The sequence below is a fragment of the Riemerella anatipestifer genome (assembly GCF_009670965.2).
Taxonomy (GTDB): domain Bacteria; phylum Bacteroidota; class Bacteroidia; order Flavobacteriales; family Weeksellaceae; genus Riemerella; species Riemerella anatipestifer_B.
In genome coordinates this window covers 255,826-281,730 of the sequence record NZ_CP073239.1, presented here as the reverse complement: position 1 = coordinate 281,730, position 25,905 = coordinate 255,826, and the positions used below count along the sequence as shown (strand labels likewise).

The following is a 25,905-nucleotide window of genomic DNA, read 5'->3' as shown; positions in this document are numbered from 1 at the left end:
TCTTTTATTATAAATTTTAAATAACTGAAATGTTGCCAAGAAATAAGAGGTATTTTCTTGATGTTATCTATCCAAAAAACTTTGGTAGAATTTAGCACCTTCTTCCATGAGGAAGGGTTGCCAAGGTTTCGCAGGGTCTATTCCCTCCACCTTTCTTGATAACATTTCCTAGTTTTTCAACGAACTAATACAGAGCAAAGATAGACTATTTTTTGTTTTAAACAATATTTTCAGTGAAAAAATAAAACCTTGCGTTTAAAATTAACTAACTTTGCATTCAACTTTTATTTATAGATTCTGATGAGCAAAAAAAATATAGCCGTAGTCATGGGCGGATACTCCGATGAGTACAAAGTTTCCCTAAAAAGTGGACAACTAATTTATGATTCTTTAGACCGTGATTTATATAATGTTTATAAAGTGGTGGTTCTTAAAGAAGGTTGGTTTTATTTAGATGAAAATGAGGCTAAACTACCAATACAAAAGGGAGATTTCTCTGTAAATTTACCTAGTGGAGAAGTGTTACGCTTTGATGTTTGTTTTAATACCATTCACGGGATACCGGGGGAAAACGGTGTGTTACAGGCATATTGGGACGCCATAGGTCAAAAATATACAGGGTGTGATTTTTACCAAAGTGCACTTACCTTTAATAAAAAAGATACTTTGGCTGTATTAGCAAAGTATGGTATTCCGTCCGCTAAAAGTTTCTACATAAAAAAAGGAGAGGCTTATAATAAAGATGAAATTATCAGTGAGTTAAAACTGCCTCTATTTGTAAAGCCTAACCAAAGTGGTTCTTCTTTAGGAATTTCTAAGGTAAAAGAGGCTTCGGAGTTTGAAGCAGCTTTAGAAAAAGCGTTTTTGGAAGACGATGAGGTTTTAGTAGAAAGTTTCTTAGACGGTATGGAGGTATCTGTGGGTGTGCTAGATTACAAAGGCGAGACTATTGTTTTAGGCATTACAGAAATTATCCCAGAGACAGAATTTTTTGATTATGAAGCGAAGTATCAAGGAGCGTCTCAAGAGATTACCCCTGCAAGGCTAGATGAGACTACTAGATTAAGAGTAGAGGAGGTTGCAAAAAGAGCTTATAACTCTTTAGGAATGAAAGGTTTCTCTAGAAGTGAATATATTATTATGGACGGTGTGCCTTATATGCTAGAGATGAATACCAACCCTGGGTTTTCACCTGCGAGTATTCTTCCTCAACAAGCGAGAATTTATGGTATCTCTATTAAAGATTTGTGTGGAAACGAGGTAGAAAAAGCTCTAGCAAAATAATAAAATATGAAGGTAGCTGTATTTCCAGGGTCTTTTGACCCTATTACTCTAGGGCATTATGATATTATAGAACGAGCGTCTAAACTTTTTGACCGTCTTATTATTGCTATTGGGCAAAACTCTCAAAAGCATTATATGTTTCCACTTGAGAAAAGGATAGAGTTTATAGAAAAATCGGTGTCTCACTTTGGAAATGTAGAAGTGGACTCATTTGAAGGGCTTACAATAGACTATTGCATGGAGAAAGATGCTCAGTTTATCCTAAGAGGATTGAGAAACCCTGCCGATTTTGAGTTTGAAAAAGCCATCGCACATACAAATAGAACTTTGGCACACAAAAAGTTGGAAACGGTTTTCCTTTTGACTTCTTCAGGTAAGTCATTTATTAGCAGTAGTATTGTGAGAGAAATTATAAGCCACGGTGGTGAGTATGAATTGCTAGTGCCTGATGCTGTAAGAGTATAAAACGAATTTAAAATTATTTTTAGCACAAACAATGCATGCAAATATCAATTTTTTAATAGAATTTCTAGGGACTATATCTTTTGCTATGTCTGGCAGTTTTGCTGCAATGCAAAGAAGATTAGACCCTTTTGGGATTCTTATCATCGCTTTTGTGACTTCTGTAGGAGGTGGTACAGTGAGGGATTTACTTTTAGCTAAACCTGTATTTTGGATGCATGATTTGTGGATATGTGGTGTTATCTTTGTTACCTGTGTTATTTCAATGATTTTTAAATCTATTGAGCAAAATTTTAGGGTAACACTTTTTATATTTGATAGTTTTGGGTTAGGATTATTCACAATTATAGGTATACAGAAAGGTATGAGTTCCGAACTTCACCCTATTATATGCATTACTCTAGGTACTATCACAGGGTGTTTTGGAGGGATTATTAGAGATATTCTACTGAATAGAATTCCGTTGATATTTAGAAAAGAAATCTATGCAACAGCTTGTATATTAGGTGGTGCTACCTTTATACTTTTGGCAACCTATACTCGTTTGTCTTATCCCGTGGTTCAGATTTTTACTATTCTGCTTATTGTAACCATAAGAACTTTAGCGGTTAAATACCATTGGCAGATGCCTAAATTTTATGTTCAAGATAAGTAAGATTAAATAATCTGTATTTTTGTAGAAGTATGTTTAACAGCGGGATAATGAATACAAGTGTTATAAAGAACCAGCCTAGGGTTGCGTTATCATATCTTTATTTGCCAATAGTGTTGTTATTGATGATAGTTTTATTTCTTTGGAATAAAGAGGCACTATCCATCAATGGTTATACAGGAATTCAGAAGGAAGTATTTCTTTATATCAATCATCAGTTGGGGCAATATCCTAGCTTGATGATAAATCTTACACAATTCGGAAATGCGTTGGTATTCTTATCGTGTTTGAGTATTTTTATCATTTATGCTCCGAAACTTTGGGAGGCTTTAATTTCGGCATCACTTATTTCGCTTTTATTTTCAAGTACACTTAAAAACTTATTTTCGGTGCCAAGACCAGCTGCTATGTTTGATGCTGACACTTTTATTATTGTTGGTGAAAAACTTACGGGACACAGTAGTTTGCCGTCGGGACATTCTATTACTGTTTTTACGATACTTACAGTGCTGATGTTCAGTTTTATGCCGAGGAATTTAATTTATAAGATGCTGTGGTCTTTCTTTATTATCATTATGGGTTTAATGCTAGTATCTACAAGGGTAGGCGTGGGAGCTCATTATCCTCTTGACACTATTGTTGGTGGTATTATAGGTTATATTTCAGGAGTTTTGGGAATACTCTTTAGCCAAAAATATAAAATCTGGGGTTGGATAGCTGATAAGAAGTATTCTCCCATCTTTATGATACTATTTACCGCTTGTATCATCATTATTTCAAAAAATATCTTTACCGAAGGCTTAGTGGTGTTTTATCTCCCACTGGTGTGTTTAGCAATATCATTATTTAAAATAGGATTTCTCTATGTTAAAAAGTAGTTTAAAAGTAACTCACTTCGCACTTTTGATGAGTGTGTTACATTTGTTATTATTTCACATTCCGTTTTACACTTATGTGGTTAATAATATAGATTATACAAGTTTTAATGGAGTGCTGCTTATTGCAAGTTTAGTGGTGGTAATGGTAGTGGCTAATTTTTTTGCATTCTATTTATTTTTGTATTTATCACGCTTTGTGGGTAAGTTTTTATTAGTGTTATTCTTCCTTATCAATGCGGTTTCAGTCTATTTTATCACTACTTATGGTGTGATTATAGACGAAAGTATGATAAGCAATGTATTTAATACCAATTATGAAGAGTCTAGTAGTTTCTTTTCAATTAAGTTGGTGTTGTATCTAGTTCTGTTAGGCATTTTGCCGAGTATTTATATTGTTAGGACTAAAATTATCCCAAGCACCTTCAAGCAGTTTGCTAAGACGATGGCGATGGCGTTGTTGTTTATGGTGGTGATGGCTTTTGTAAACGCGAGTAATTGGCTTTGGGTGGACAAAAACTCTAAACAGTTAGGTGGTTTGGCAATGCCTTGGTCTTATAGTGTAAACACGGCGTTGTATCACATTCACAAGTATAAAAAGAATGAAAAGGAAATTTTGCTACCGAATGCCAAGATAAAAGACAACGAAAAGTCGGTGGTGGTATTGGTGATAGGAGAATCGGCGAGAAGTCAGAATTTTTCGCTTTATGGCTATAATAAAAATACCAATCCATTATTATCAAAAACGAGCAATGTTTTTCATTTCAAAGCCAACTCGTGTGCTACTTATACCACGGCAGGAGTTAAATGTATTTTAGAACATACCAATACTGATGATTTGTATGAAATACTACCCAACTATTTATATCGTAACGATGTAGAAGTGATTTGGAGAACGACCAATTGGGGCGAACCACCACTACATATTGCAAATTATCAAAACAAAGAAGCTCTGATGAAAGACTGCAACAAGCCCGAATGTGATTATGATGAGGTGCTTGTAAACGGATTAAAGGAGCAAATATTGGCAAGTAAAAAGAATAAAGTGTTGGTGGTATTACATACAAGTACCAGCCACGGACCTACTTATAGTCAAAAATATCCATCAAAATTTGAAGTATTTAAACCTGTTTGCAATAGCGTAGAGTTGGGCAAATGTTCTCAAACAGAATTGGTAAACGCTTACGATAACACGATTGTTTATACAGATTATATCTTACATAATGTTATCGAGAATTTAAAAGAGTTAAAGGATTACAAAAGCACAATGTTATTCGTTTCTGACCACGGCGAATCTTTGGGGGAGAAAAACTTATATATGCACGGAGTACCTTTAAGTATTGCACCTAAAGAGCAGTACGAAATACCGTTTATTGTTTGGCTGTCGGATAATAGCAATAAAAAACTAAAGCCAAATGAGGTATTATCTCAAAACAATGTATTTCACAGTGTGCTTAATTTTTTAGGGATAGAAAGTCCCATCTACACCGAAGAAATGAATATTTTTGAGTAAGTTATTTCTTATTAAATTTTTTAATGCAGCCAAAGGATTTTATGGATATTAAAAATAATATTTTCGTTAAAAACGCACATCTTAACAACCTTAAAAATATAGATGTTCTCATACCTAAAAACAAACTAGTGGTGGTAACTGGAGTGTCTGGTAGTGGGAAATCGTCTTTAGCCTTTGATACTATTTATGCCGAAGGGCAAAGGCGTTATGTGGAGAGTTTAAGCTCTTATGCTAGGCAGTTTTTGGGGCGTTTAGAGAAACCAAAGATAGACGATATTAAAGGCTTAGCACCATCTATCGCCATACAACAGAAAGTAATTTCTTCTAATCCAAGGTCCACAGTAGGAACTTCCACCGAAATTTACGATTATCTTAAATTATTGTTTGCTCGTGTGGGGCGTACCTATTCACCTGTATCTGGTGATGAGGTGAAAAAGGACAGCATTTCTGATGTTATTTCTTATATAGAAGAAAATCCTAATCAAGAGTTTCTACTCACAGCGCCGCTTTCTTTTGCTGATGGTGATTTTAAATCACTATTAAATACATTGAAAGTTTCAGGATTTACTAGATTAGAAATTAACGGAAATATCGCTGAAATAGAAGATTTAGAGAGTTTTGGCTTCGTTCCTGAAAAAGAGATGTCGCTTAATTTGGTTATTGACCGCTTTGTTTACGAGGACGATGAGCATTTTCTGCAACGCTTAGCAGATTCTATCCAAACGGCGTTCTACGAGGGGCACGGCTCTTGTGCTTTAAAAAATATCGAAACACAAAAAATAAAACACTTTTCTAACCTTTTTGAGGCTGATGGGATTTCGTTTTTAGAACCTAATCTCCACTTTTTCAGTTTTAATAATCCTTACGGAGCGTGTCCTACTTGCGAGGGTTATGGTAAAGTGGTTGGGATAGACGAAGACTTGGTAATTCCTAATAAAAGGCTTTCGGTTTACGAAGATGCTGTCGCTTGTTGGAAAGGAGAAACGATGAGCGAGTGGAAAATGCACTTTATCAAAAACGCTCCAGATTTTCCAATCCATAAACCCTATTTTGAACTTACTAAAGAGCAAAAACAACTCTTATGGAGAGGAACGGGAGCTAAAAACTTTCCGTGTATAGACCAGTTTTTCCGTATGCTGGAGGAGAATTTGTATAAGATACAATACCGAGTGATGCTCTCTCGTTACAGAGGTAAAACCAAATGTCCCGACTGCGAAGGTCTAAGATTAAGAAAAGAAACCGAATGGGTAAAAGTGGGAGGGCATAATATACAATCGTTAATGGAATTACCATTGGACGAACTTCTCCCTTTAATTAAGAACCTTAAACTTACCAAACACGAGCAAGAAATTGCTAAAAGGCTACTCTACGAAATTACTACTAGACTAGAGTTTTTGTTAAAAGTAGGCTTGGGATATTTAACGCTAAACCGTACTTCTAATACTTTGTCAGGTGGAGAAAGTCAAAGGATTAACTTAGCGACTAGCTTGGGGAGTTCTTTGGTAGGGTCTATTTATATTTTGGACGAGCCTTCCATTGGGCTACATTCACAGGATACCGAGAATTTAATAGAAGTTCTAAAGAATTTAAGAGATTTAGGCAATACCGTTATTGTTGTGGAACACGATGAGGATATTATGCGTGCCGCAGATTATATTATAGATATAGGTCCAGAAGCAGGTTTTCTTGGGGGAGAGCTGGTCTTCGCAGGCGATTTTAAAGACCTCAAAGAAGCTGATACTTTAACTTCTAAATATCTTACAGGAAGGCTAGAAATAGCAGTGCCAAAAAGGAGAAGGAGAGCTAAATCGTTCATCAATATCAAAGGAGCAAGACAAAATAACCTTAAAAATATAGATGTTGATATTCCTTTGGAGAATTTGGTGGTGGTTACGGGAGTGTCGGGTTCTGGTAAATCTACATTGATGAAAGAGGTTTTGGCTAACGATATTCAAATCCAGTTAGGAATGGGAGGTAAAAAAGGCGACTATGATTATGTAGAATTTCCGCCTCAACTTGTGAAGCATATAGAATTGATAGACCAGAATCCTATCGGAAAATCGTCTAGGTCTAACCCGGTAACCTATCTTAAGGCTTATGATGATATTAGAGATTTGTTCGCTAAGCAACGTCATTCTAAAACTATGAATTTAAAGCCTAAGCACTTTTCGTTCAATGTAGATGGTGGGAGATGTGATGAGTGTAAAGGAGAGGGCGTTATTACCATATCTATGCAATTTATGGCAGATGTGGAACTAGAATGTGAGCATTGTAAAGGAGCAAGATTTAAGTCCGAGATATTGGAAGTTAAATTTGATGAAAAAAACATTGCGGATATTCTACAAATGACGGTAGATGAAGCGATTGATTTCTTTAGTGATAATAAACAAGATAAAATAGTTACGAAACTAAGACCATTGCAAGAGGTAGGACTAGGCTATCTTAAACTAGGGCAAAGCTCTTCTACGCTTTCGGGTGGGGAAGCTCAAAGGGTAAAGTTGGCTTCGTTTTTAGTAAAGGGTGTAACTACGGAGAAAACACTTTTCATTTTTGATGAACCTTCCACAGGGCTTCATTTTCACGATATACAGAAGTTGTTAACCTCATTACAGGCACTTATAGAGTTGGGGCATTCTGTAGTGGTTATAGAGCATCAGCCAGATATTATTAAGTCGGCTGATTGGATAATAGATATAGGTCCTAACGCAGGTAAATATGGCGGAGAAGTGGTTTTTGCGGGAACGCCTGAAGATTTAGCAAAAGATGAAAAATCCAAGACCGCTAAATTCGTAGCCGAAAAACTTTAAAATAAAAAAAGGTATCTTGTTTTATAATGAGATACCTTTTTTAATACTGCTAGATTAAACAAAATTGTGGTAATGAAAAGTAATATATCACTAAAAATTCTATTATTCCCTAAATTCTGCCTTTTGCAAATACTATATTAGCAGCAGTATCTTTTAAGTTTTTATTTTTAAAGTCATTGACTTAATTTGCGGTTCATTACTTGTTATATCGTCAATTATTTCTGGATATTTTTCTTTTAATTCTTTGAGATTAATACGGTTTTTTGTAGTGATTTTAATACTTGCAGGAAAAATATTTTCTTCAAATAAATCTGTAGTTATTCCAAGTTGTTTTTTTGCTTCTTTTGTAGCATCTTCTTTAGAAATATAAATTATTTTTTGTGGTTGAAAATTTTCTTTTAAAAATTCCTTGAGATTATTTAATTCTTCAATTTTTGTTGAGTCTTTTAAATAAATATTATACTCAAGGGCTTTTGCTTTCGGAATATCAATTTTGATTAAATATTCAGAGTTTTTTTTAAGGTTAGGATTAAAATCTTTTATTTCTAATTTTGATTTTAAATCTTCAAAAACTATTTTTTCACCAAATAAAAATTTTCCAAATTCAAAACTTTCGGTTTTTCCTGTCATTTCTTCAACCTCGAATGTTGATATTTCAAGACTGTCATTTTGTGCCAAGAATTCCTTTGAATTCTCAATAATAACTTTTTGAAAATAATTTTTCTTGATTTCAATCCAATTTGAACTCTGAGCATTTAAAGAAATTACGAAAAATAATACAATAAGTGTTTGTAGACGTTGTTTCATGATATTGCTGCTAACATTTGTATTGTGATTACAATTTAAACTCTAGTTTTACATTAAAGAAGCGTCCTGTAAGCCTTACAGGTACGGGGTAAATGTAACCTGTATTGGCATCGTTAATCCATTGGTTAGAAATGGTATTGTTAATGTTGAACGCATTAAACACTTGAACGCCTAAAATCAATTCTTTAAAATTTCGCCAAAAAGGAGCGTGAGCTTTAAAGTCTTTTTGGTCTATAAAAACTTTGGATAATCCTATATCCACCCTTTTGTAAGCAGGGAGTGTTTTTTGGTATTGATAAGGGTCGGCAAAAACAGACGCTCCGTTAGGTAGTCCACTAGCGTAGATTAAAGTAAGATTAACTCTCATACTAGGGAACTTAGGCATATAGTCTTGGTAGAACATAGCAGCTCTAAATCTTTGGTCTGTTGGTCTTGGGATATAGCCTTTGTTATCAATATTTTCAAATACTCTAGCATAGCTTAAAGACAGCCAAGAATCTACCCCAGGAACAAACTCGCCAAACAACCTCGTATCTATACCATAGGCATAACCTTCAGAATTATTTTGTCCAGAATATCTTATACGAACATTATCCACATAGTAAGGGATAAGGTGGTTCATCTTTTTATAATAGGCTTCCGTAGTGAGCTTAAATGGGCGGTCTTTCCATTGAAACTCGTAGTCGTTGCCCAAGATGAGTTGCAAAGATTGTTGGGCTTTTATATTAGAATTAAAATTGCCTTCCAAATCCTTTATTTCTCTATAAAAAGGAGCTTGGTAGTAAACGCCTCCCGCTAGTCTAAATAGCATATCCGCATCCCAATCGGGCTTAATGGCTATTTGTAATCTAGGAGAAACAATGGTTTGATTATTAAAGCTCCAATGTTGAGCCCTGACGCCTCCATTGATGAAAACTTTGTGCGTTTGCCAAAAGAATTTTTTAGAAACCTGAACATAAGCCGAAAGTCGGCTAGGCTGTATTTCATTTTGCCCTCTAATATTGAATTTTAACTTTAAGTCCGATGGGTCTAGCTGTCCAATAACTGCAGAGGCTCTAGGTGTACTGTAACCTAAAGAGTCGGCAAGTTGCCATTCATTGGTATAGTCTTGTATAAATTCCTTTTCGTATTTAATTCCCACCTCATAATCAGTGTTTACATCAGGCGAAAATCTCGCCCTAAATTGAGTTCCTAAAGTTCTTACTAATAAATCATTTCTAGCGTGGTCTATCTGTCCACCTATATCGTAAGAAACGGTTGGTTCTCCAGTAGCAGGGTTGTAAGCCTGTAATTCGTAGGCAGAAGCGATGGTATAATATTCTTTCTCTCGGTTTTGATAAGCAAAATTATCTAATGAAAACCTCCAATTTTTATTAGGTTTAAAATGAACAGAAGCTGTCCCCATCATATTTTTATAAGTGTCGTTTTCTCTTCCGTTGTAAAACACGGTAAGCGTCATTGGGGTTTGCAAAGTCCCAAAATTAACTTTTCGTTGTTTGGGAAGCATCGTGTAGTCATTTTTAGCATAATATCCAATGAAAGATAATTGCCATTTAGGATTGATATGGTAATTGATGAAGGTTTGAATATCAAAGTTTTGAGGATTGAAATCTGTATCTTCATTTAGCGTGTTAAGTACCAGATTGGTATTACGATAACGCCCTGAAATCAAGGTGGTTAATTTTTTATCTTTAGATGTACCGCCTAGCGTTAGCCTACCTCCAATAAGGCTGGCTTCTCCTGATAGTTCTGTTTTTTCGGGTTCTCTATAATAAACATTAAGAGCAGACGACATCTTATCGCCGTATCTCGCTTCAAATCCACCTGAAGAAAAATTAACGGTAGAAACCATATCAGGATTGATGATGCTCATACCTTCCTGTTGGGCATTTCTAATAAGGAAAGGGCGATAAAGTTCCACATCATTGATGTAGATTAAATTTTCGTCATAATTTCCACCTCTTACCATATATTGGGAAGAAAGTTCGGTATTGGAGTTTACCGAAGGCAAAGTTTTAATAAGTCCCTCAATATCACCTGAAATAGAAGCAATTTGTTGTGCTTCTTTAGCCGAAATATTAGTATTGGTAAGGTCGGTTACTTTTTTCTTGGCTCTCTTTTGGAAAACCACTTCTTCTATCTCTTTAGTCTTCTGAGCTACTGCTAGATAGGGCAATACAGCTAAGATAAGATATATCTTTTTCAAAAGCGATATTTTTAATGATTTTGATACTAAATAATAGCCTCTCTTATTTTGGTAAGTTTAGCTAGAAGTGCGTCTAGTTGTTCTAAAGGGAGCATATTAGCACCATCAGATTTTGCATTTTTAGGGTCTGGGTGGGTTTCTATAAATAGTCCGTCTGCACCTACGGCAATCCCTGCTTTAGCAATGGTTTCTATGAGTTGAGGTTTTCCACCAGTTACACCAGACTCTTGGTTAGGCTGCTGTAAAGAGTGGGTAACATCTAATATCACAGGAGCGTAATTTTGCATTGTTGGGATACCTCTAAAATCTACTACCAAATCGGTATAGCCAAAAGAATTGCCTCGTTCTATAATGGCAACTTTATCATTTTCACAATCTTTTATTTTTTGCACTGCAAATTTCATTGCTTCGGGAGAGAGGAACTGTCCTTTTTTTAGAGTAATACACTTTCCTGTTTTGGCAGCAGATACGAGTAAATCCGTTTGTCTTACTAGGAAGGCTGGTATCTGTAATACATCTACATATTGTGCGGCAAGAGTAGCGTGTTCGTTTTCGTGAATATCTGTTGTTGTAGGAATTCCGAAATTATCGCCTACTTTTTTAAGTATTTCAAGAGCTTTCTCGTCTCCTATTCCTGTAAAGGAATCTATCCTAGACCTATTGGCTTTTTTAAAACTTCCTTTAAAGATATAAGGGATTTTATATTTGTCCGAAAGTTTTACAATATGTTCTGCTATTTTCATTGCCATATCCTCGTTTTCTATGGCACAAGGTCCTGCCACTAGGAAGAAATTAGAAGAATTCTTATGACTGATATTATCTAAATGTTGTATCATTTTTTTGAAATTTAATTGAGGTATAAAGTTAAAGTATTTTTTTGAATGACGAAATACAGATTTTCTAATGGCACAAAAATAAAAACCTCAACTGTAATAATCAATTTTGAAGTTTGATAGTTAAGTTGAGGTAAATTTATTGTGTTTTAAACGGTTTCTTTTTCAAAAAAGGAGAAACTCACATTTCCGTATTTTCTGGTTTCTTTTAGGTGCTGATGTTCCAATACCATTCGGCTTTGATGCTCTAGTACGAAAAGTCCGTTTTCCGCAAGAATAGGACTGTCTAAAACCAGATTGATTAAATCGTAATATTTTTTTTCGGGCAAATCAAACGGTGGGTCAGCAAATATCAAATTGAATGATTTAGTATGATTTCTACTCTTTTTTAACCATTCAAAAACATCACTCCTTTGGACGTTTATTTGTAAGCCGAAATCTAGCTCCTGGGCTGTAGATTGTATAAATGCAGCGTGTTTAGGGTTAAACTCTACCGAAGTAATATCTTGGCAATCTCTAGAAGCTAATTCCAACGATATGGAGCCAATCCCTGCGAAAAGGTCTAATGCAGAGATGTAAGGTAGCTCTAGCCTATGTTCTAATATGCTGAATAAAGCCTCTTTAGCAAAATCTGTTGTAGGGCGAACTTCAAAATTTTTTGGGGCTAATATTCGTTTAGCTTTCCACTTTCCAGAGATAATTCTATACATAATTTTAGTTGTTATTAAAGAGTATTTAGCTCATAATGAAGTTCTTTTGAGGTAAGTTATCAAAAACTACTTTTAAATTTTTGACAAACTTCCTAAGCTCCGATATAAAGGTTTCGTTTTCAGTGGTTTCTCCGTATACATAGAACTGAGTGTCTGTAATATTAAATCCTATTTTGCTAAGGGTAAACATAACGAAATAAAGAAAATCTACCTCCGAATTTACATCTAGATTGTTATAAAGAATTACCTTTCTATTATCTAAAGCAAAAAACTCGCACTGATGATGATACAGATTGATGTGGATTTCCTTTTTATTCCCAGCATCAAGTGTATTTAAGAATTTTTCTCCAGAGAAATTAAAATGCGTAGAAATACCTTTGTTTTTAATTTTTTTATAAAATAAGTCAGGCATCGTATAATAAAACTGAACGCCATATTTCTTATTTACAGAAAGCATTACTTCCTCTTTGTCTTTATCTACTAGAGCATTGTAAGAGATAAGCTCGTGAGCGACATCGTGCTGAGAAAAAGTAGAAGGCATTAATGTAAAATGATTGAGAGCAGAAATTACATCTATACTTACTATAGAAGGGTGGTTTAAAATTTCCTCTAACTTATTGATTAAATAATCACTAGGGGAATCTTCTGTGATAAAAAAAACTTTTTCTTCTTGTACTTCCTTACCACTAATAATTTGGTATTGGAGTCCTCCTTTAGTAAAAAGTAAAACTAATTTTTGCATAACCCATAATGAACTCGTGCAAAGTTACTAATATTTTTTTACTTAGAATAAAGCGGTAGGGCTTAATAAAAGGGTATTCTTTTTGATTATTTTCATACTCATAAAAAATAATTATCTTTAAGCACAATAAAAAATGTCTAAAATGGATTTAAAAAACAAGGTAGCATATATCACAGGAGGTACTAAAGGTATCGGTTTTGGAATTGCAAAAGAACTCTTGAAAAATGGATTGAAAGTCGCTATTAGTGGGAGAAGTAAGGAAGCTGTGGAAAAAGCAGTTTCTGAATTATCAGAGTATGAAGACAAAATCATAGGCGTAGTATCTGATGTGAAAGATTTTCAGGCAGAACAAGAGGCGGTTAAATATGTGGAAACTAAGCTAGGCAATATAGATGTAGTGGTAGCTAATGCAGGTTTAGGTTGCTTTAAACCAGTAGACGAAATTTCTTTGGAAGAATGGAATGCTATGATAGATACTAATCTTACGGGAGCTTTCCATACGATGAAAGCAACAGTAGAGTCTCTAAAGAAAACACAAGGATATTACATTAGTATTGCTAGTTTGGCAGGAGCGTACTTTTTTGAAAAAGCGTCAGGGTATAATGCGTCTAAATTTGGTCTTGTAGGTTTTACTCAAGCCGCAATGTTAGATTTAAGAAAGTATAATATTAAAGTTTCTACCATTATGCCAGGTTCTGTAGCCTCTCATTTTAATGGTAACGAGCCTTCGGATAAAGATTCTTGGAAGATTCAACCAGAAGACCTAGGGGAAATTGTAGTAGATTTACTTAGAATGAATCCTCGTACTTTACCTAGCAAAATAGAGGTAAGACCATCTAATCCAAATAAATAATTATGCAATAAATAAATTTTAACATACAGTATTATGCATGCATAATATATTTTTGTTATATTAGCAACGATTTATAAACATAAAAATAGAGAAAATATGAAAATATTAGTTTGTATTAGTAGTGTTCCAGATACTACATCTAAAATCAACTTTGCAGCAGATAAATCAGCTTTTGATAAAAACGGAATTCAGTGGGTTATCAATCCATTAGATGAGTTTGCACTTACTAAAGCGATTAAATTACAGCAATCAAACGGAGCAAAAGTAACCGTAGTTAATGTAGGAGATGCAGGTACAGAAGCGGTTATTAGAAAAGCGTTGGCTATAGGTGCAGATGATGCTATCCGTATCAATGCAGAGCCGCAGGATAGTTTTTCGGTAGCTAAAGAAATCGCAAATGTAGCTAAAGAAGGTGGTTATGATTTAGTTCTTTGTGGTAAAGAATCTATTGATTATAACGGTGGAGCAGTACCAGCAATGTTGGCTCAGTTTTTAGACCAACCTTTCGTTAATGCTTGTGTTGGGTTAGAAGTAAACGGTTCTGAAGTTACCGCAGTAAGAGAAATTGATGGTGGTAAAGAAACAGTTTCTGTATCACTTCCATTGGTAGTTGCTGGTCAGAAAGGTTTAGTGGACGAAAAAGAACTCATTATTCCAAATATGAGAGGTATTATGTCTGCAAGAACTAAGCCTCTTAATGTGCAAGAGCCGTCTCAAAACGAAGTGAAGGTAAGTGCAGTATCTTTTGACAGTGTTCCGCCAAGAGCTTCTGTTAAGCTATTCTCACCAGACGATTTAGATGCCCTTGTAAAGGCTCTTCACGAAGAAGCTAAGGTAATCTAAGGGAGTTTTATTATAATATAATTTAACATATAAAAACAAAAATAATGGCAATATTCGTATATACAGAAAATATAAACGGTGTTTATAAAAAAGCAGCTTTTGAAGCGGTATCTTACGCTAAAGCTGTAGCAGATAAAGCAGGAACTAGCGTAACGGCTGTAAGCATCAATGCTACAGATAGTTCAGAATTATTATATAAATATGGAGCAGAGAAAGTTATCCATATTAAAGATGAAGGGTTAAAGTCTTTCAGTGCTAAGGCTTATGCTAAAGCTATAGCGGAAGTAGTAGATGGAATAGTGGTTTTTCCTCACACTACTGATGCGGCTTCTGTGGCACCAATGTTGGCGGTTCTTAAAAATAGTCCTCTTATTACTAATGTGGTAGAAGCACCTACTTCGGTAGCACCTTTAGAGGTTAAAAGAAAAGCTTTTTCAGGAAAGGCTTTTATGGTAGCTAAAGCTGATGGTAATGTAGTATTAACAGTTTCCCAAAACGCATTTGGAGTAAAAGAAAATTCAGTTTCAGGTTCGGAGGAAGAGATGACTTTAGGTGTGGCTAATACAGATGTAAAAGTGGTAAGCCATGAACAATCTTCTGGAAAATTAGACCTTAAAGAAGCCGAAGTAGTGGTTTCAGCAGGTAGAGGAATGAAAGGTCCTGAAAATTGGGGAATGGTAGAAGAGTTGGCTCAAGTGTTAGGAGCGGCTACTGCTTGTTCTAAACCAGTTTCTGATATTGGTTGGAGACCTCACTCTGAGCACGTGGGACAAACAGGTAAAGCGATAGCACCTAATTTATATATTGCAATAGGTATTTCTGGGGCTATTCAGCACTTAGCAGGGGTTAACTCGTCTAAAACCATTGTGGTTATCAATAATGACCCTGAAGCACCATTCTTTAAATCTGCGGATTACGGTGTGGTAGGCGATGCTTTCCAAGTGATACCTGCTCTTACCGAAAAAATAAAAGCAATAAAAGGAGCCTAAATTTTATCATAAAATTGAAGAAAAGACACCATACTTATTCAAGGGTATGGTGTTTTTTATATATCTTTGCTCTATGGATTATAAAAAGCTAGTTATTAGAGGTATTTCTTACAGCCAAACACAATCGGGGGCTTATGCTTTGCTTTTAGAAGAGGTGGAGAGTTCTATAAAATTACCAGTAGTAATAGGTAGTTTTGAGGCTCAATCTATATCTTTAGCTTTGGAGAAAGATTTGAAACCTGTTCGTCCTCTTACGCACGACTTGTTTGCTAGTTTTATTAGAGATACCAATTATAGTTTAGAATATATTGTAATTTATCAAATTATAGATGGTGTTTTCTTTTCTCATATCCATTTTAAAAATAATTCTACAGGGGAAACCTTGTTCTTAGATGCGAGAACTTCTGATGCAGTAGCAATGGCGGTGAGATTCGGGGTGTCTATTTATACCACTAAGGAGGTTTTGGAAGAAGCAGGTATTCTTTTAGAGATACAACAATTAAGTGAAGAGGAGGATATAGTTACAGAATTTCATAATGAAAAACGGGATAATAGAGTATCTTTAGAAGAGTTAAGAATGCAACTAGACGAAGCCGTGAAAAACGAAGATTTTGACTTGGCTTTTCAGTTGCAAGAAGAGATTAAGAAACGACAAAGACCAATAGACTAAACATACTAAAATGAATATAAAACTAAAACTTACTGTACTTAATTTTTTACAGTATTTCGTTTGGGGAGCTTGGCTTATTACGATGGCTACTTTTTGGTTTGATACTAAGCAATGGGGAGGTGCAGAGTTTGGGGTTATATTCTCCACAATGGGGATTGCCTCTATCTTTATGCCTACTTTGGCAGGGATAGTAGCAGACAGGTGGATAAACGCTGAAAAACTTTACGGGATATTACACATTGCGTATGCGGGGACGCTTTTCTATTTGCCTCATGCTTCAGACCCTACGGCTTTTTTTTGGGTAATGTTGGTAGCGATGGTATTCTATATGCCTACAATTGCGTTGTCCAATTCAATCAATTATCATATTCTTAAGGAGCATCATTATGATGTAGTTAAGGTGTTCCCTAGTCTTAGAGTTTGGGGAACAGTTGGGTTTATCGCAGCGATGTGGGCTACCAATCTTACAGGAAATAAGGCGTCTGAAAATCAGTTTTATATTGCGGCGATAGTAGCGGTGTTGTTGGGTGTTTATGCCTTTACACTTCCAAAGTGTCCACCACAGAACTTGATTCCTAAAGAGGCTTCTTGGCAAGAGAAAATGGGCTTCAATGCTTTTAAACTATTTAAGAGTTATAAGATGGCGTTGTTCTTCTTGTTCTCTATGTTTTTGGGTGCCGCGTTACAACTTACGAATGCTTATGGAGATACTTTTTTATCAGACTTTGGTAAAAATCCATTATACAAAAATAGCTTAGTAGTAGAGCGTTCTACCATTATTATGTCTATTTCTCAAATATCTGAAACGCTATTCATTTTAGCAATACCGTTTTTCTTAAAGAAATTTGGTATCAAAAAAGTAATGTTGATGAGTATGGGAGCGTGGGTACTTCGCTTTGGATTCTTTGCTTATGGTACTCCAGAAGGCTTTGGATTGGTGCTTATTATTCTATCGTGTATTGTGTACGGTATGGCGTTTGACTTCTTTAATGTGTCGGGTTCGTTATTCGTAGAGGCGACAACAGACGAGAAAATTCGTTCTTCTGCACAAGGGTTGTTTATGATGATGACGAATGGCTTTGGGGCGATTATGGGTAGTGTAGTGAGTGGTAAAATGATAGATGCGTTCTTTTTAGATGCTTCGGGGAATAAAATGTGGCACGAGATATGGCTGGTATTTGCGATATATGCCTTAATAATTACGGTTCTTTTTGCGGTGATGTTTAAGCATAAACATAAGCCAGAAGAAGTAGCAACAGTAAAACATTAAAATTTTATATTTATAAATACAGAAGGCAGACCAGTTAAGAAATTGGTCTGTTTTTTTATTGATTTAGATATGAGATATATTGGGGTAATTTGTTATCTTCGTGCCGATAAAAGTAGTAATGTCTCAAAAAGAAAAAGACTTTTCGGAACTTATTAAAATCCATCAAGGGCTTATCATTAAAGTTTCTAGAATGTACACCAATACGCTAGAAGATGAGCAAGATTTGTTTCAAGAAATAGTGCTACAATTATGGCGTTCTTTTGATTCTTTTAATGGTCAGTCCAAAATATCTACTTGGATGTATCGTGTGTCTTTGAATACAGCCATTACACTTTTTAGAAAATCCTCAAAATCACCTAAAACAAACGAACTTAATGAAGGTTTTTATAATACTCCCGAGGATAATCAGCATGAGCAAAGGCAACAAGTAGAACTTCTTTACAAAGTGATAAAAAAGCTACCCGAGGTAGAGCGAGCTATTGTAATGATGTACTTGGATGAATTGTCCTACAAAGAAATCGCAGAAACTCTGGGGATAACGGAGGTTAATGCAAGGGTGAAGATGAACCGTCTTAAAAAAACTTTAAAAACACTAATGGAACAATATGCCTAATTTTGATATAGATAAAATGAAAGAGGTTTGGAGAGAGCAACCTAAACCTACTTACGATAATCGGCAGATAGAACAAATGCTGAATAGGAAATCTCGCAATTATGTAAAAACTATTTTTTGGATAGGTGTTGCTGAATTTCTTGTAATATTGGCTTTCAATATCTATGGGTTTTGTTCCGTTAGGAGGGAGCCAGCCTTACTGAATATTTTTGATAAAATGAATATTAAAATAGGCACACATTTAATTGAAAACTATCATAATATAGAGTTGTTTATTAAAGGGGCAAGTCTTATTCTTACGCTTTTGTTTGTGTTGCTTTTTTATTACAGTTATCAAAAGATAAGTATAGAATCTAACCTTAAGAAATTTATCACTCAGATTATTAAATTTAGAAGAATAGTAAATGCTTTTATCTTAGCTAATTTGGCGATGTTTCTTGTGATTATGTTGGGGTATTTGGCAGAAATTATTTACTTGGCTTATGTGCAAAATATTTCATTTTCAGAGCCGAAGTTCTTGGTGTTTTTGGTAAGTTATGTTGTGTCTATCTTTTTGGGAGTTGGGTTTATATGGCTTTATTATAGGCTGATTTACGGTATTATTATTAAAAGACTAAATGAGAAACTAAAACAACTTCAAGCATTGTCTTAAAAAAAGAACAAATCTATAAAAAGTATGAAAATGAAAAACATTCTTCTAGTGTTAGCACTGCTATCAAATGTAATTATTAAGTCGCAAGTAACTACCGTTATAGACGGGTTTTCTACTCACTTAACCAAAAATGATTTACCTTTTTCAGGTGATAGAAAATTGTTTGCCATAGGGTTTAATGATAGACTTACGAATAACTATATTGTAGTTTCCAAAAACAAGGCAGGAGCAGAAAATGATTTGTTATATATAGAGAAATTTGAGAAAAAGCAAGAAAATGTTTTTGAGAGAGTGTTTAGCACAAAGTTAGAACACCCCGTAAATAAATCTTTGGCGTTTGTGAATAATAGAATGATGTATAGTGATATAGACAAAGATGGCTATGCAGAGTTTATTTACATTATAGATGAGTATAAAAATGGTATGGATAGCCCATTAGAGCGTGTGTGGGGAATAGTTGTTTATAAAAATAAAGCCTACAAAATGTGGACAACTGTAGAAAGTCAGTTTTCTGATACTATTTTTGATGATGATTTTAAAACTTTGCCAAAGAAGGTTAAAACAGAGTTCTTAGATTTTTGGAATCAGTTAAACAAACACAAATAGCCTTTAGCTCGTATTTGCTTTTTAAGTTTTAAAATATTACCTTTACGCCAAACGCTATAAAATTGGAAAGTAAAGTAGAAAAAACCTTAGTATTATTTGCACATCCGTTTTTAGAATATTCGGTATTTAATACTCATCTTATTTCATTTTACCAAGATAAAGAAAATATTACTTTTAGAGATTTGTACGAAGAGTATCCTAATTTTCATATCGCTGCATTTAGGGAACGAAAAAGGATTAGGAATTACGATAAACTCATCTTTCAGTTTCCGCTGATATGGTTAGGTATTCCACCACTGCTTAATTTATGGTTAAGCGAGGTATTGGATATGAAGTGGCTTGGTAAACAGAATGAAAATCCACTCGCAGGGAAAAAAGCCATGATAATTGTAAGTGCAGGTGGCTCCGAAAATTCCTATACCCAAGGAGGAATGTATGAAAGGTCTATAGAAGATTTTATATTGCCTCTTACCAAGAGTTTAGAAACTCTAGGCGTATCAGTAGAGAAAACGATTTGTGTGTATGCCGCAAAGCAAAAAACAATAGAAGAAGTTAGTGAAATTCAACAGGAAATTTCTAAATTTTTGAATTAATGTCAGAGAGTTTATTTAAGATTACTTTAGTCTATCTAGGGGCTGCTATTTTTTTAGTGCCTATTGTAAGGAAGTTTGGTTTTAGTTCGGTTATAGGCTATATTTTAGGAGGTATTTTGGTGGGACCTTTTGCATTGAAACTTACAGGTAATGCAGAAGATGTGATGCACAGTACCGAATTTGGAGTGGTGATGTTACTCTTTATTATTGGTTTGGAGTTAGAGCCTCGTAAATTTTGGGCTATGAGAAAAAGTATTTTGGGGCTTGGCTTTTCTCAGATGGCATTTACCTCCGGATTGATATTCCCGATATTGCATTTGGCAGGGTGGGAGGTTACCACTAATATTGTAGTTTCTATAGCATTTGCAATGTCTTCCACAGCGATTGTTTTACAAACATTAAAGGAAAAAAACCTATTTAATACCGTATCTGGAGAGGCTTCATTTTCCACCTTATTATTTCAAGATATAGCGGTAATTCCTATTTTGGCGTTGTTACCGATGTTGGCAGGGCAATCCGAAGGTGGCGGAGAAAAATCAGTACTGATTACTTATTTACCAGAATGGCTGCAACCCTTTTCGGTGATATTAGGTGTGGGAGTGCTTATTCTTTTAGGTAGATATCTCTTTGTGCCCTTTTTAAGATATGTATCTCGTTCAGGAATGAATGAGTTGCTTACCGCATCGTCATTATTCTTGGTGGTAGGAGTTTCCGAGTTGATGCTACTCGCAGGATTAAGCCCCGCTTTGGGAGCCTTTTTGGCAGGTGTGATGCTAGCCAATACCGAATTTAGACACGAATTAGAAAGCCAAATAGACCCATTTAAAGGTTTGCTTTTGGCGGTTTTCTTTGTGAGTGTAGGTTCTACAATTAACTTTAATGTGATACAGCAAGACCCATTATTTATATTCTCAATGGTTGTTTTGGCAACATTGGTTAAGTTTGGAGTGTTGTTCTTGGTAGGGAAGATGTTTAAAATGAGCAACGACCAAAACTTCCTCTATTCCTTCGGAATGTCCCAAGTGGGAGAGTTTGCCTTTGTGATTATCACTTTTGCCGTTAAACTTAATTTACTAGATTTAGAGATAAGCTCTCAAATGATTTCTGTTGTGGCGATTTCTATGATGATTACGCCATTTTTACTATTACTAAATGAAAGGGTTATCGCTCCTAATTTCAATGTTAAATTTGAAGAACCTGTATCAGATTTAATTTCAGAACCTATCAAACAGAAAAAAATAATTATTGTAGGCTTTGGGCATTTTGGGAGTACCGTTGGTCGTTTGTTAAAGGTAAGTGGTATAAAAGCCACGGTCTTGGATAACGATTCTAACCGTGTGAATCTTCTTAGACAGAAAGGTTTTAAAGTGTATTACGGCGATGCCAAAAGGGTTGAAATTATGAGAGCAGCAGGTGCTGAAAATGCCGAAATATTGGTACTATGTTTAGACGACCCTGAAAGCAATAAGTATATGATTAGAATGGCAAAGGCTCATTTTCCTCATTTGCAAATATTTGTTAGGGCTAGAAACCGTTTAGACGCTTACGATTTTATTAACGACGGTATCCACAATATTTATAGAGAGACCTTGGAAACGGCGGTTAATATGGGAGTGGATATTTTAAACGCATCAGGCTTTAGAAAATACGCTGCAAGAAGATTAGCGAATAGATTTATCGCCATAGATAATGATTCTACCATTCGTTTAGCTAAGCAAGATATAGACAGCGATACGACATTTACCATTAAAGAATCTCTAGAAAGAGAAGCTCGTTTATTAGCCGATGATAATATCTCGTTTGAAGATGAACACTGGCTAGACGAAGAGGAAGAGGTGGAAGAAGAAAAAAGCTAAATAGTGAATATTTTGCAGTGATTTAGAGCCTAGACATCAAAAAATAAAACTATCTTTGCCGAAGTTTTGGTTTAGCCTACTGGGTTAATTAAAAGGGAATCAAGTGAAAGTCTTGAACTGTCCCCGCAACTGTAAATTGCTTTAATAAAGTTTCTACATTATTGCCACTGTATTATTGTTATGCGGGAAGGCGTAGAAATGCAAAAGTCAGGAGACCTGCCAAACGAATGATATTTTAATAAAAACTTTCGGAGGAAGAGTATTTTATATGGTAAGATTAGTTTTGCTGACGAGCCTATCGTCGGTCTTTTTTGTGCAAGCTCAACAGAAGGAAACGGTTATAGATACCGTAGCCATCAATCTGGTGTCGCCTACTTTGCTTTCTGTGGGACACGAGGTGGTTAAAGTTGATTTAAAGAACAATCCAGAGATTTTTATAGAAGGACTACTCCAAAAGCAGACGGGAGCGGTTATTAGGAACTACGGCTATGGCAATTTAGCATCAGTTTCTATAAAGGGACTTTCGCCATCTCAACATTTATTTACTTGGGAAGGCATTCCTATCAACTCCTCTTTAAATGGGCAAGTAGATGCTAATATTATCAGCTCTAATGTAAGCAGTAGTTTAACCTATCGTAGTGGCTCGGGGAGCAGTGGTTTCGGGAGTGGAGCGTTGGGCGGAGTGTTCGCTTTAGAATTTAATCCCAATTTTAACGAGCCAACGCAATACAGGTTAGAGAATGCCTTAGGCAGTTTTGGACTTAGCAGAAATAGCTTTTCGGTACAGAACAATACTTCTAGATGGAGCTGGAATGTGGGTGCGAATTACCTTCGTTCGGATAACGAATTTCCGTTCCGAGATAAATTTGGTAAGAAAGGTAAAACAAGAAATTCAGGATTTGATATTGCGGATATTTATCTTAATAGCATCTATAAACTTAGTGGGAAGCATAAAATCTCCTTTAATATTTGGAATCAGTGGGCGTCTAGAAATGTAGGAGCTACCGAAGCACAACCCATAGCACAGCAAATTCAAGATGACGAAAGCACTCGTATGCAAGTGTCTTGGTTTTATCATAATAGAGGTTTTGAACAGCAGTTGCAATCTGCCTATACCAAAGAGTTTTTTAGGTTTAGAATGAATGCCAAAGATGGTGGGACGGTTAGTTTTGCCGAAAACTATTTTGCCAACTATATTGCAAAGTTAGCGTTTAGTAAATCATTGGTAACGCTGGGGCTTCAGTCCAAATATACCACAGGAGGTGGCGATAATCTAAGGATTAGTCCGCTTAAAGAGTGGCATTCGTTTGTGAATTACCGTTATAATTTTAACGATTGGAGTGTGGTTTCTGCTAACTTGCGAAAGTCGTTCTCATCTTTGTTTAGCATTCCTATTACTTACGATGTGGGGGTGGAATTAGAGCCTCTGAAACATTTAAGTATCAAGGCTTCTTATGCCACTTCTTACAGGCTACCTACCTTTAACGATTTGTATTGGAAACAAGGTGGAAACCCACAACTAAAGCCCGAAGCAGGGAAGATGGGGGAGTTGAGTGTAGGCTATAAATACAGAAACACACAATCTGTAGGAGTATCTGTGCATTATGGTGAGGTAAAAGATTGGATATTATGGTATCCTAACGATATGGGTTTTTGGACACCTACTAATTTAGATTTTGTTATTACCAAAGGTGGACAAGCAAGGTCTTCTCATCGTTTTGTTTGGGGGGGCGTGGGGCTTAATTTTAATAATTTACTGACCTACACCGAAACCTATAATCAGCGAACTCAAAAATCACTTATCTATATTCCTAGGTGGAACTACTCTAATACATTTAGTTTAGATTGGAAAAAATACCACTTAGAGCTAGAACATTTGTTCACTTCGGAGAGAGCCACAGACCAGATAAATAGAGATTTTTTAGCACCTTATCACTTGTGGAATGTAGGTTTAGGGTTTGATTTCAAATTAAAGAACATTAGTAATTCTCTTAACATTAGAGCTCAGAATATTCTAGACCAGTCTTATAACACAATGCAAGGCTATCCTATGCCAGGCAGGTATTTTTTAACTACTTTAAAAACTAATTTTTAATATCCATATTTTATGAAGAAATCACTAGCTTTTTTATCGGCTGTAGTATTACTTACAGCGTGTAACAGAAACGAAGACTACACTCCAAAAGGAGATTATGAAAATGGCTTTTTTATTTTGAATGAAGGCTATTTCGGTCAGAACAATGGGAGTTTAGATTATGTTTCTTATGGTTTTTCTAACACAGAAGAAAAGGTGTATCAGAAGGTAAACAGCGAAGCTCTAGGAGATACGCCACAGTCTTCTTACCGAAATGGAGACGACCTTTACATTGTTGTTAATAACAGCAACAAATTGGTAAAAGTGAACAGATACACCATGAAAAAACAAGCTGAAGTAACCACAGGGCTTAAAAATCCTAGATATATGACGGTAGTTAATGGTAAACTTTACATTACCAATTGGGGCGAAGGTCTTGATAATACAGACGACTATATATTGGTGCTAGACGCAACAACTTTAAAAGAAGTAGCTAAAATATCGGTAGATTATGGGGTAGAGAAGATATTCTCGTTCCAAAACAAGATTTATGCATTGCTAGAAGGGGGGTGGGGTAAAAATAACAAACTAGCCGTTGTTAATCCGTCTAGCAATGTGGTGGAAAAATATTACACTATTGGTTACAATCCTAATGGTTATTTAATAGAGGATAACAAAGTGCTTATTACTTGTAAGGGAGATGGCTTTTACGATGCTAGTGCTAACTGGGCTTACACTAGCACGGTGGACGGTAGCATTTGGACGCTTACTGCCTCTGGAGTAGAAAAAACTTACGACTGGGCTCAAACTCCCGACAAAAAGGAAAGTATTCAGGAAATTGTAAAGGTTAATCAGTCTTATTTCTTCTTAGTAGATGGCAAACTACACAAGGCAGCGGTAGGCTCTGACCTTACCAAGAGTACCCAAGTTTCCGAAACTTCTTTCTATAGATTATCTAAACTAGATGAGATTTTTGCGGTAGGGCTAGATGGCAGAAATGCTAAGGCTTTATTCTTTAACGAAGCAGGTTTACAGAAAACCATTTCTACAGGGCTTTATCCTAACAGCGTAGTGGAGTAGTTAAGGGAGCTTATTTCTTTTCACTCGGTCTATAGCGAGGTTGAGCTCGTTGCCTAGGAGTATGAGGATAATGTTGAGATTAACCCAAATCATCGCTAAAATAATAGTTCCTATTGAGCCGTAGAGTACATTGTATCTGGCGAAATTTGCAGCGTAGAAGATAAATCCATAGGTAATGAGTACAAATAACAAGGTGGTGAGTACTGCTCCAGGAACGGCAGACAGCCACCTTTTCACTTTTACACACCCTACCCAATAGAAAAGGCTCAACAAAATAAAATAAAACAACGGGAACGAGATAAACCCAATAATCTTAGATAGATTAACAATAAGCCAGTTGAGATTGTATTTAGGCGTGAATAGTTTAAGCACCACTTCGGAGTAGTAAATCCCAAAAAGAGAGAGAAATATCAAGGTTACAAAGGCTAGAGTAACCAAGATAGAAATGGTGTATTCTCTGATGAAAGTCCTTTTGGAGTCGGTATTTTCATTAAACCCATTGATGAGGGAAAATGTGCCATTAGTAGCAAATACCAAAGCAAAAAGTATGGTAAGTTTGCTAATGCTTTTCATATTGGGGATAATGCTGTTCTGTATATACTCCGTAACATCGTGCAGCATATGGGTGGGGAGTATATTAGCCATAAACACCTCAAAAATATAGAACTGGAGTTTATCATAATGAGGCATATAAGGCAAAATAGACAGTAGAAACAGCAGGAATGGGAAAATACTCAAAAAGAAGCTCCACGAGATACTAGCAGCTTGTTTTACCACATTATTTTTAAATACCCCTTGCCCGTAGATTTCAAACATCTTCCACAAAGAAATTTCTAAAACAGGAAGGTGGATAGAATCTAAAAAACGGTGAATTTTTAAAAGAAATTTAGGGGTCTTTAGCGCCATTAAATCTAT

General features: G+C 35.5%; 24 protein-coding genes and 2 riboswitches. Of the genes, 18 read left to right on the top strand and 6 right to left on the bottom strand.

The window, feature by feature from the left end; all coding sequences use genetic code 11:
• Positions 1 to 60: 60 nt before the first annotated feature.
• Positions 61 to 165: riboswitch (SAM riboswitch) on the bottom strand.
• 135 nt (positions 166 to 300) lie between these two features.
• From D1J36_RS01315 to uvrA, 6 genes are read left to right on the top strand one after another with little or no spacing between them, the layout of a single operon-like run.
• Entirely contained in the window at positions 301 to 1,284 is a 984-nt protein-coding gene (locus D1J36_RS01315) for a D-alanine--D-alanine ligase (protein ID WP_154137140.1), read from the top strand.
• Positions 1,285 to 1,290: 6 nt separating this feature from the next.
• Positions 1,291 to 1,749, top strand: a complete 459-nt coding sequence (gene coaD / locus D1J36_RS01310) for a pantetheine-phosphate adenylyltransferase (protein WP_014937368.1) — start codon at positions 1,291 to 1,293, stop codon at positions 1,747 to 1,749.
• Positions 1,750 to 1,780: 31 nt separating this feature from the next.
• Entirely contained in the window at positions 1,781 to 2,401 is a 621-nt protein-coding gene (locus D1J36_RS01305) for a trimeric intracellular cation channel family protein (protein WP_154137139.1), read from the top strand.
• 47 nt (positions 2,402 to 2,448) lie between these two features.
• A complete protein-coding gene (locus tag D1J36_RS01300; protein ID WP_185147731.1) occupies positions 2,449 to 3,276 on the top strand; it encodes a phosphatase PAP2 family protein in 828 nt (275 codons plus the stop codon).
• Positions 3,263 to 4,786 (top strand): phosphoethanolamine--lipid A transferase EptA, encoded by a 1,524-nt coding sequence (eptA, locus tag D1J36_RS01295; RefSeq protein WP_154137137.1) that lies wholly within the window; start codon positions 3,263 to 3,265, stop codon positions 4,784 to 4,786. Before D1J36_RS01300 ends, eptA begins: the two co-directional genes overlap by 14 nt.
• Before the next feature lie 41 nt (positions 4,787 to 4,827).
• The gene (gene uvrA / locus D1J36_RS01290) at positions 4,828 to 7,593 is read left to right on the top strand and encodes an excinuclease ABC subunit UvrA (protein WP_154137297.1); all 2,766 of its coding nucleotides are present in this window, start codon (positions 4,828 to 4,830) and stop codon (positions 7,591 to 7,593) included.
• Positions 7,594 to 7,746: 153 nt separating this feature from the next.
• Here the strand turns inward: uvrA and D1J36_RS01285 are convergent, their stop codons facing one another.
• The 5 genes from D1J36_RS01285 to D1J36_RS01265 all read right to left on the bottom strand — a co-directional run bounded on the left by D1J36_RS01285 (position 7,747) and on the right by D1J36_RS01265 (position 12,891).
• The gene (locus D1J36_RS01285) at positions 7,747 to 8,400 is read right to left on the bottom strand and encodes a permease-like cell division protein FtsX (RefSeq protein WP_154137136.1); all 654 of its coding nucleotides are present in this window, start codon (positions 8,398 to 8,400) and stop codon (positions 7,747 to 7,749) included.
• A 28-nt stretch (positions 8,401 to 8,428) separates the two neighbouring features.
• The gene (locus tag D1J36_RS01280) at positions 8,429 to 10,606 is read right to left on the bottom strand and encodes a TonB-dependent receptor plug domain-containing protein (protein ID WP_154137135.1); all 2,178 of its coding nucleotides are present in this window, start codon (positions 10,604 to 10,606) and stop codon (positions 8,429 to 8,431) included.
• A 26-nt stretch (positions 10,607 to 10,632) separates the two neighbouring features.
• Positions 10,633 to 11,442 carry a 3-deoxy-8-phosphooctulonate synthase gene (gene kdsA / locus D1J36_RS01275; protein ID WP_154137134.1) on the bottom strand — a complete coding sequence of 270 codons (810 nt, stop codon included), beginning with the start codon at positions 11,440 to 11,442 and terminating at the stop codon, positions 10,633 to 10,635.
• A 146-nt stretch (positions 11,443 to 11,588) separates the two neighbouring features.
• Positions 11,589 to 12,149, bottom strand: a complete 561-nt coding sequence (locus tag D1J36_RS01270) for an RsmD family RNA methyltransferase (protein WP_154137133.1) — start codon at positions 12,147 to 12,149, stop codon at positions 11,589 to 11,591.
• Positions 12,150 to 12,174: 25 nt separating this feature from the next.
• Positions 12,175 to 12,891, bottom strand: coding sequence for a DUF3822 family protein (locus D1J36_RS01265; RefSeq protein WP_154137132.1), 717 nt, complete (start codon positions 12,889 to 12,891; stop codon positions 12,175 to 12,177).
• Between the two features lie 133 nt (positions 12,892 to 13,024).
• Here D1J36_RS01265 and D1J36_RS01260 point away from each other — a divergent pair, with 133 nt between their 5' ends.
• The 12 genes from D1J36_RS01260 (at position 13,025) to D1J36_RS01205 (ending at position 24,990) form a co-directional block, all read left to right on the top strand.
• On the top strand, positions 13,025 to 13,744 hold the full coding sequence (locus D1J36_RS01260) for an SDR family oxidoreductase (protein WP_154137131.1): 720 nt from the start codon (positions 13,025 to 13,027) through the stop codon (positions 13,742 to 13,744).
• A 96-nt stretch (positions 13,745 to 13,840) separates the two neighbouring features.
• Positions 13,841 to 14,587, top strand: a complete 747-nt coding sequence (locus D1J36_RS01255) for an electron transfer flavoprotein subunit beta/FixA family protein (RefSeq protein ID WP_154137130.1) — start codon at positions 13,841 to 13,843, stop codon at positions 14,585 to 14,587.
• 44 nt (positions 14,588 to 14,631) lie between these two features.
• Positions 14,632 to 15,576, top strand: a complete 945-nt coding sequence (locus tag D1J36_RS01250) for an electron transfer flavoprotein subunit alpha/FixB family protein (RefSeq protein WP_154137129.1) — start codon at positions 14,632 to 14,634, stop codon at positions 15,574 to 15,576.
• A gap of 73 nt (positions 15,577 to 15,649) precedes the next feature.
• The gene (locus D1J36_RS01245) at positions 15,650 to 16,246 is read left to right on the top strand and encodes a bifunctional nuclease family protein (protein ID WP_014938979.1); all 597 of its coding nucleotides are present in this window, start codon (positions 15,650 to 15,652) and stop codon (positions 16,244 to 16,246) included.
• Between the two features lie 10 nt (positions 16,247 to 16,256).
• Positions 16,257 to 17,516, top strand: a complete 1,260-nt coding sequence (locus D1J36_RS01240) for a nucleoside permease (protein WP_153935333.1) — start codon at positions 16,257 to 16,259, stop codon at positions 17,514 to 17,516.
• A 118-nt stretch (positions 17,517 to 17,634) separates the two neighbouring features.
• Positions 17,635 to 18,129, top strand: a complete 495-nt coding sequence (locus D1J36_RS01235; RefSeq protein ID WP_052911242.1) for an RNA polymerase sigma factor — start codon at positions 17,635 to 17,637, stop codon at positions 18,127 to 18,129.
• Complete coding sequence (locus D1J36_RS01230; RefSeq protein WP_154137128.1) at positions 18,122 to 18,781, top strand: hypothetical protein; 660 nt, start codon at positions 18,122 to 18,124, stop codon at positions 18,779 to 18,781. The genes D1J36_RS01235 and D1J36_RS01230 overlap by 8 nt, the downstream gene beginning before the upstream one ends.
• A gap of 30 nt (positions 18,782 to 18,811) precedes the next feature.
• Positions 18,812 to 19,387, top strand: coding sequence for a hypothetical protein (locus tag D1J36_RS01225; RefSeq protein WP_154137127.1), 576 nt, complete (start codon positions 18,812 to 18,814; stop codon positions 19,385 to 19,387).
• A 62-nt stretch (positions 19,388 to 19,449) separates the two neighbouring features.
• A complete protein-coding gene (locus D1J36_RS01220; protein ID WP_154137126.1) occupies positions 19,450 to 19,980 on the top strand; it encodes an NAD(P)H-dependent oxidoreductase in 531 nt (176 codons plus the stop codon).
• The gene (locus D1J36_RS01215; RefSeq protein WP_154137125.1) at positions 19,980 to 21,836 is read left to right on the top strand and encodes a monovalent cation:proton antiporter-2 (CPA2) family protein; all 1,857 of its coding nucleotides are present in this window, start codon (positions 19,980 to 19,982) and stop codon (positions 21,834 to 21,836) included. Before D1J36_RS01220 ends, D1J36_RS01215 begins: the two co-directional genes overlap by 1 nt.
• 50 nt (positions 21,837 to 21,886) lie before the next feature.
• Positions 21,887 to 22,074: riboswitch (cobalamin riboswitch) on the top strand.
• Positions 22,075 to 22,104: 30 nt separating this feature from the next.
• Positions 22,105 to 23,931, top strand: coding sequence for a TonB-dependent receptor plug domain-containing protein (locus D1J36_RS01210; RefSeq protein ID WP_154137124.1), 1,827 nt, complete (start codon positions 22,105 to 22,107; stop codon positions 23,929 to 23,931).
• 12 nt (positions 23,932 to 23,943) lie between these two features.
• Positions 23,944 to 24,990 (top strand): YncE family protein, encoded by a 1,047-nt coding sequence (locus tag D1J36_RS01205; protein ID WP_154137123.1) that lies wholly within the window; start codon positions 23,944 to 23,946, stop codon positions 24,988 to 24,990.
• On the opposite strand, the gene D1J36_RS01200 is transcribed toward D1J36_RS01205, so the two are convergent.
• Positions 24,991 to 25,896, bottom strand: coding sequence for a YihY/virulence factor BrkB family protein (locus D1J36_RS01200; protein WP_064968242.1), 906 nt, complete (start codon positions 25,894 to 25,896; stop codon positions 24,991 to 24,993).
• Between the last annotated feature and the right edge of the window lie 9 nt (positions 25,897 to 25,905).

Excerpts from the sequence above, each read along its gene's own strand:
- D1J36_RS01315 (WP_154137140.1), top strand. The coding sequence starts at position 301 with ATGAGCAAAAAAAATATAGCCGTAGTCATGGGCGGATACTCCGATGAG.
- coaD (WP_014937368.1), top strand. The coding sequence starts at position 1,291 with ATGAAGGTAGCTGTATTTCCAGGGTCTTTTGACCCTATTACTCTAGGG.
- D1J36_RS01305 (WP_154137139.1), top strand. The coding sequence starts at position 1,781 with ATGCATGCAAATATCAATTTTTTAATAGAATTTCTAGGGACTATATCT.
- D1J36_RS01300 (WP_185147731.1), top strand. The coding sequence starts at position 2,449 with ATGAATACAAGTGTTATAAAGAACCAGCCTAGGGTTGCGTTATCATAT.
- eptA (WP_154137137.1), top strand. The coding sequence starts at position 3,263 with ATGTTAAAAAGTAGTTTAAAAGTAACTCACTTCGCACTTTTGATGAGT.
- uvrA (WP_154137297.1), top strand. The coding sequence starts at position 4,828 with ATGGATATTAAAAATAATATTTTCGTTAAAAACGCACATCTTAACAAC.
- D1J36_RS01285 (WP_154137136.1), bottom strand. The coding sequence starts at position 8,400 with ATGAAACAACGTCTACAAACACTTATTGTATTATTTTTCGTAATTTCT.
- kdsA (WP_154137134.1), bottom strand. The coding sequence starts at position 11,442 with ATGATACAACATTTAGATAATATCAGTCATAAGAATTCTTCTAATTTC.
- D1J36_RS01270 (WP_154137133.1), bottom strand. The coding sequence starts at position 12,149 with ATGTATAGAATTATCTCTGGAAAGTGGAAAGCTAAACGAATATTAGCC.
- D1J36_RS01265 (WP_154137132.1), bottom strand. The coding sequence starts at position 12,891 with ATGCAAAAATTAGTTTTACTTTTTACTAAAGGAGGACTCCAATACCAA.
- D1J36_RS01260 (WP_154137131.1), top strand. The coding sequence starts at position 13,025 with ATGTCTAAAATGGATTTAAAAAACAAGGTAGCATATATCACAGGAGGT.
- D1J36_RS01255 (WP_154137130.1), top strand. The coding sequence starts at position 13,841 with ATGAAAATATTAGTTTGTATTAGTAGTGTTCCAGATACTACATCTAAA.
- D1J36_RS01250 (WP_154137129.1), top strand. The coding sequence starts at position 14,632 with ATGGCAATATTCGTATATACAGAAAATATAAACGGTGTTTATAAAAAA.
- D1J36_RS01245 (WP_014938979.1), top strand. The coding sequence starts at position 15,650 with ATGGATTATAAAAAGCTAGTTATTAGAGGTATTTCTTACAGCCAAACA.
- D1J36_RS01240 (WP_153935333.1), top strand. The coding sequence starts at position 16,257 with ATGAATATAAAACTAAAACTTACTGTACTTAATTTTTTACAGTATTTC.
- D1J36_RS01235 (WP_052911242.1), top strand. The coding sequence starts at position 17,635 with ATGTCTCAAAAAGAAAAAGACTTTTCGGAACTTATTAAAATCCATCAA.
- D1J36_RS01230 (WP_154137128.1), top strand. The coding sequence starts at position 18,122 with ATGCCTAATTTTGATATAGATAAAATGAAAGAGGTTTGGAGAGAGCAA.
- D1J36_RS01225 (WP_154137127.1), top strand. The coding sequence starts at position 18,812 with ATGAAAAACATTCTTCTAGTGTTAGCACTGCTATCAAATGTAATTATT.
- D1J36_RS01215 (WP_154137125.1), top strand. The coding sequence starts at position 19,980 with ATGTCAGAGAGTTTATTTAAGATTACTTTAGTCTATCTAGGGGCTGCT.
- D1J36_RS01210 (WP_154137124.1), top strand. The coding sequence starts at position 22,105 with ATGGTAAGATTAGTTTTGCTGACGAGCCTATCGTCGGTCTTTTTTGTG.
- D1J36_RS01205 (WP_154137123.1), top strand. The coding sequence starts at position 23,944 with ATGAAGAAATCACTAGCTTTTTTATCGGCTGTAGTATTACTTACAGCG.
- D1J36_RS01200 (WP_064968242.1), bottom strand. The coding sequence starts at position 25,896 with ATGGCGCTAAAGACCCCTAAATTTCTTTTAAAAATTCACCGTTTTTTA.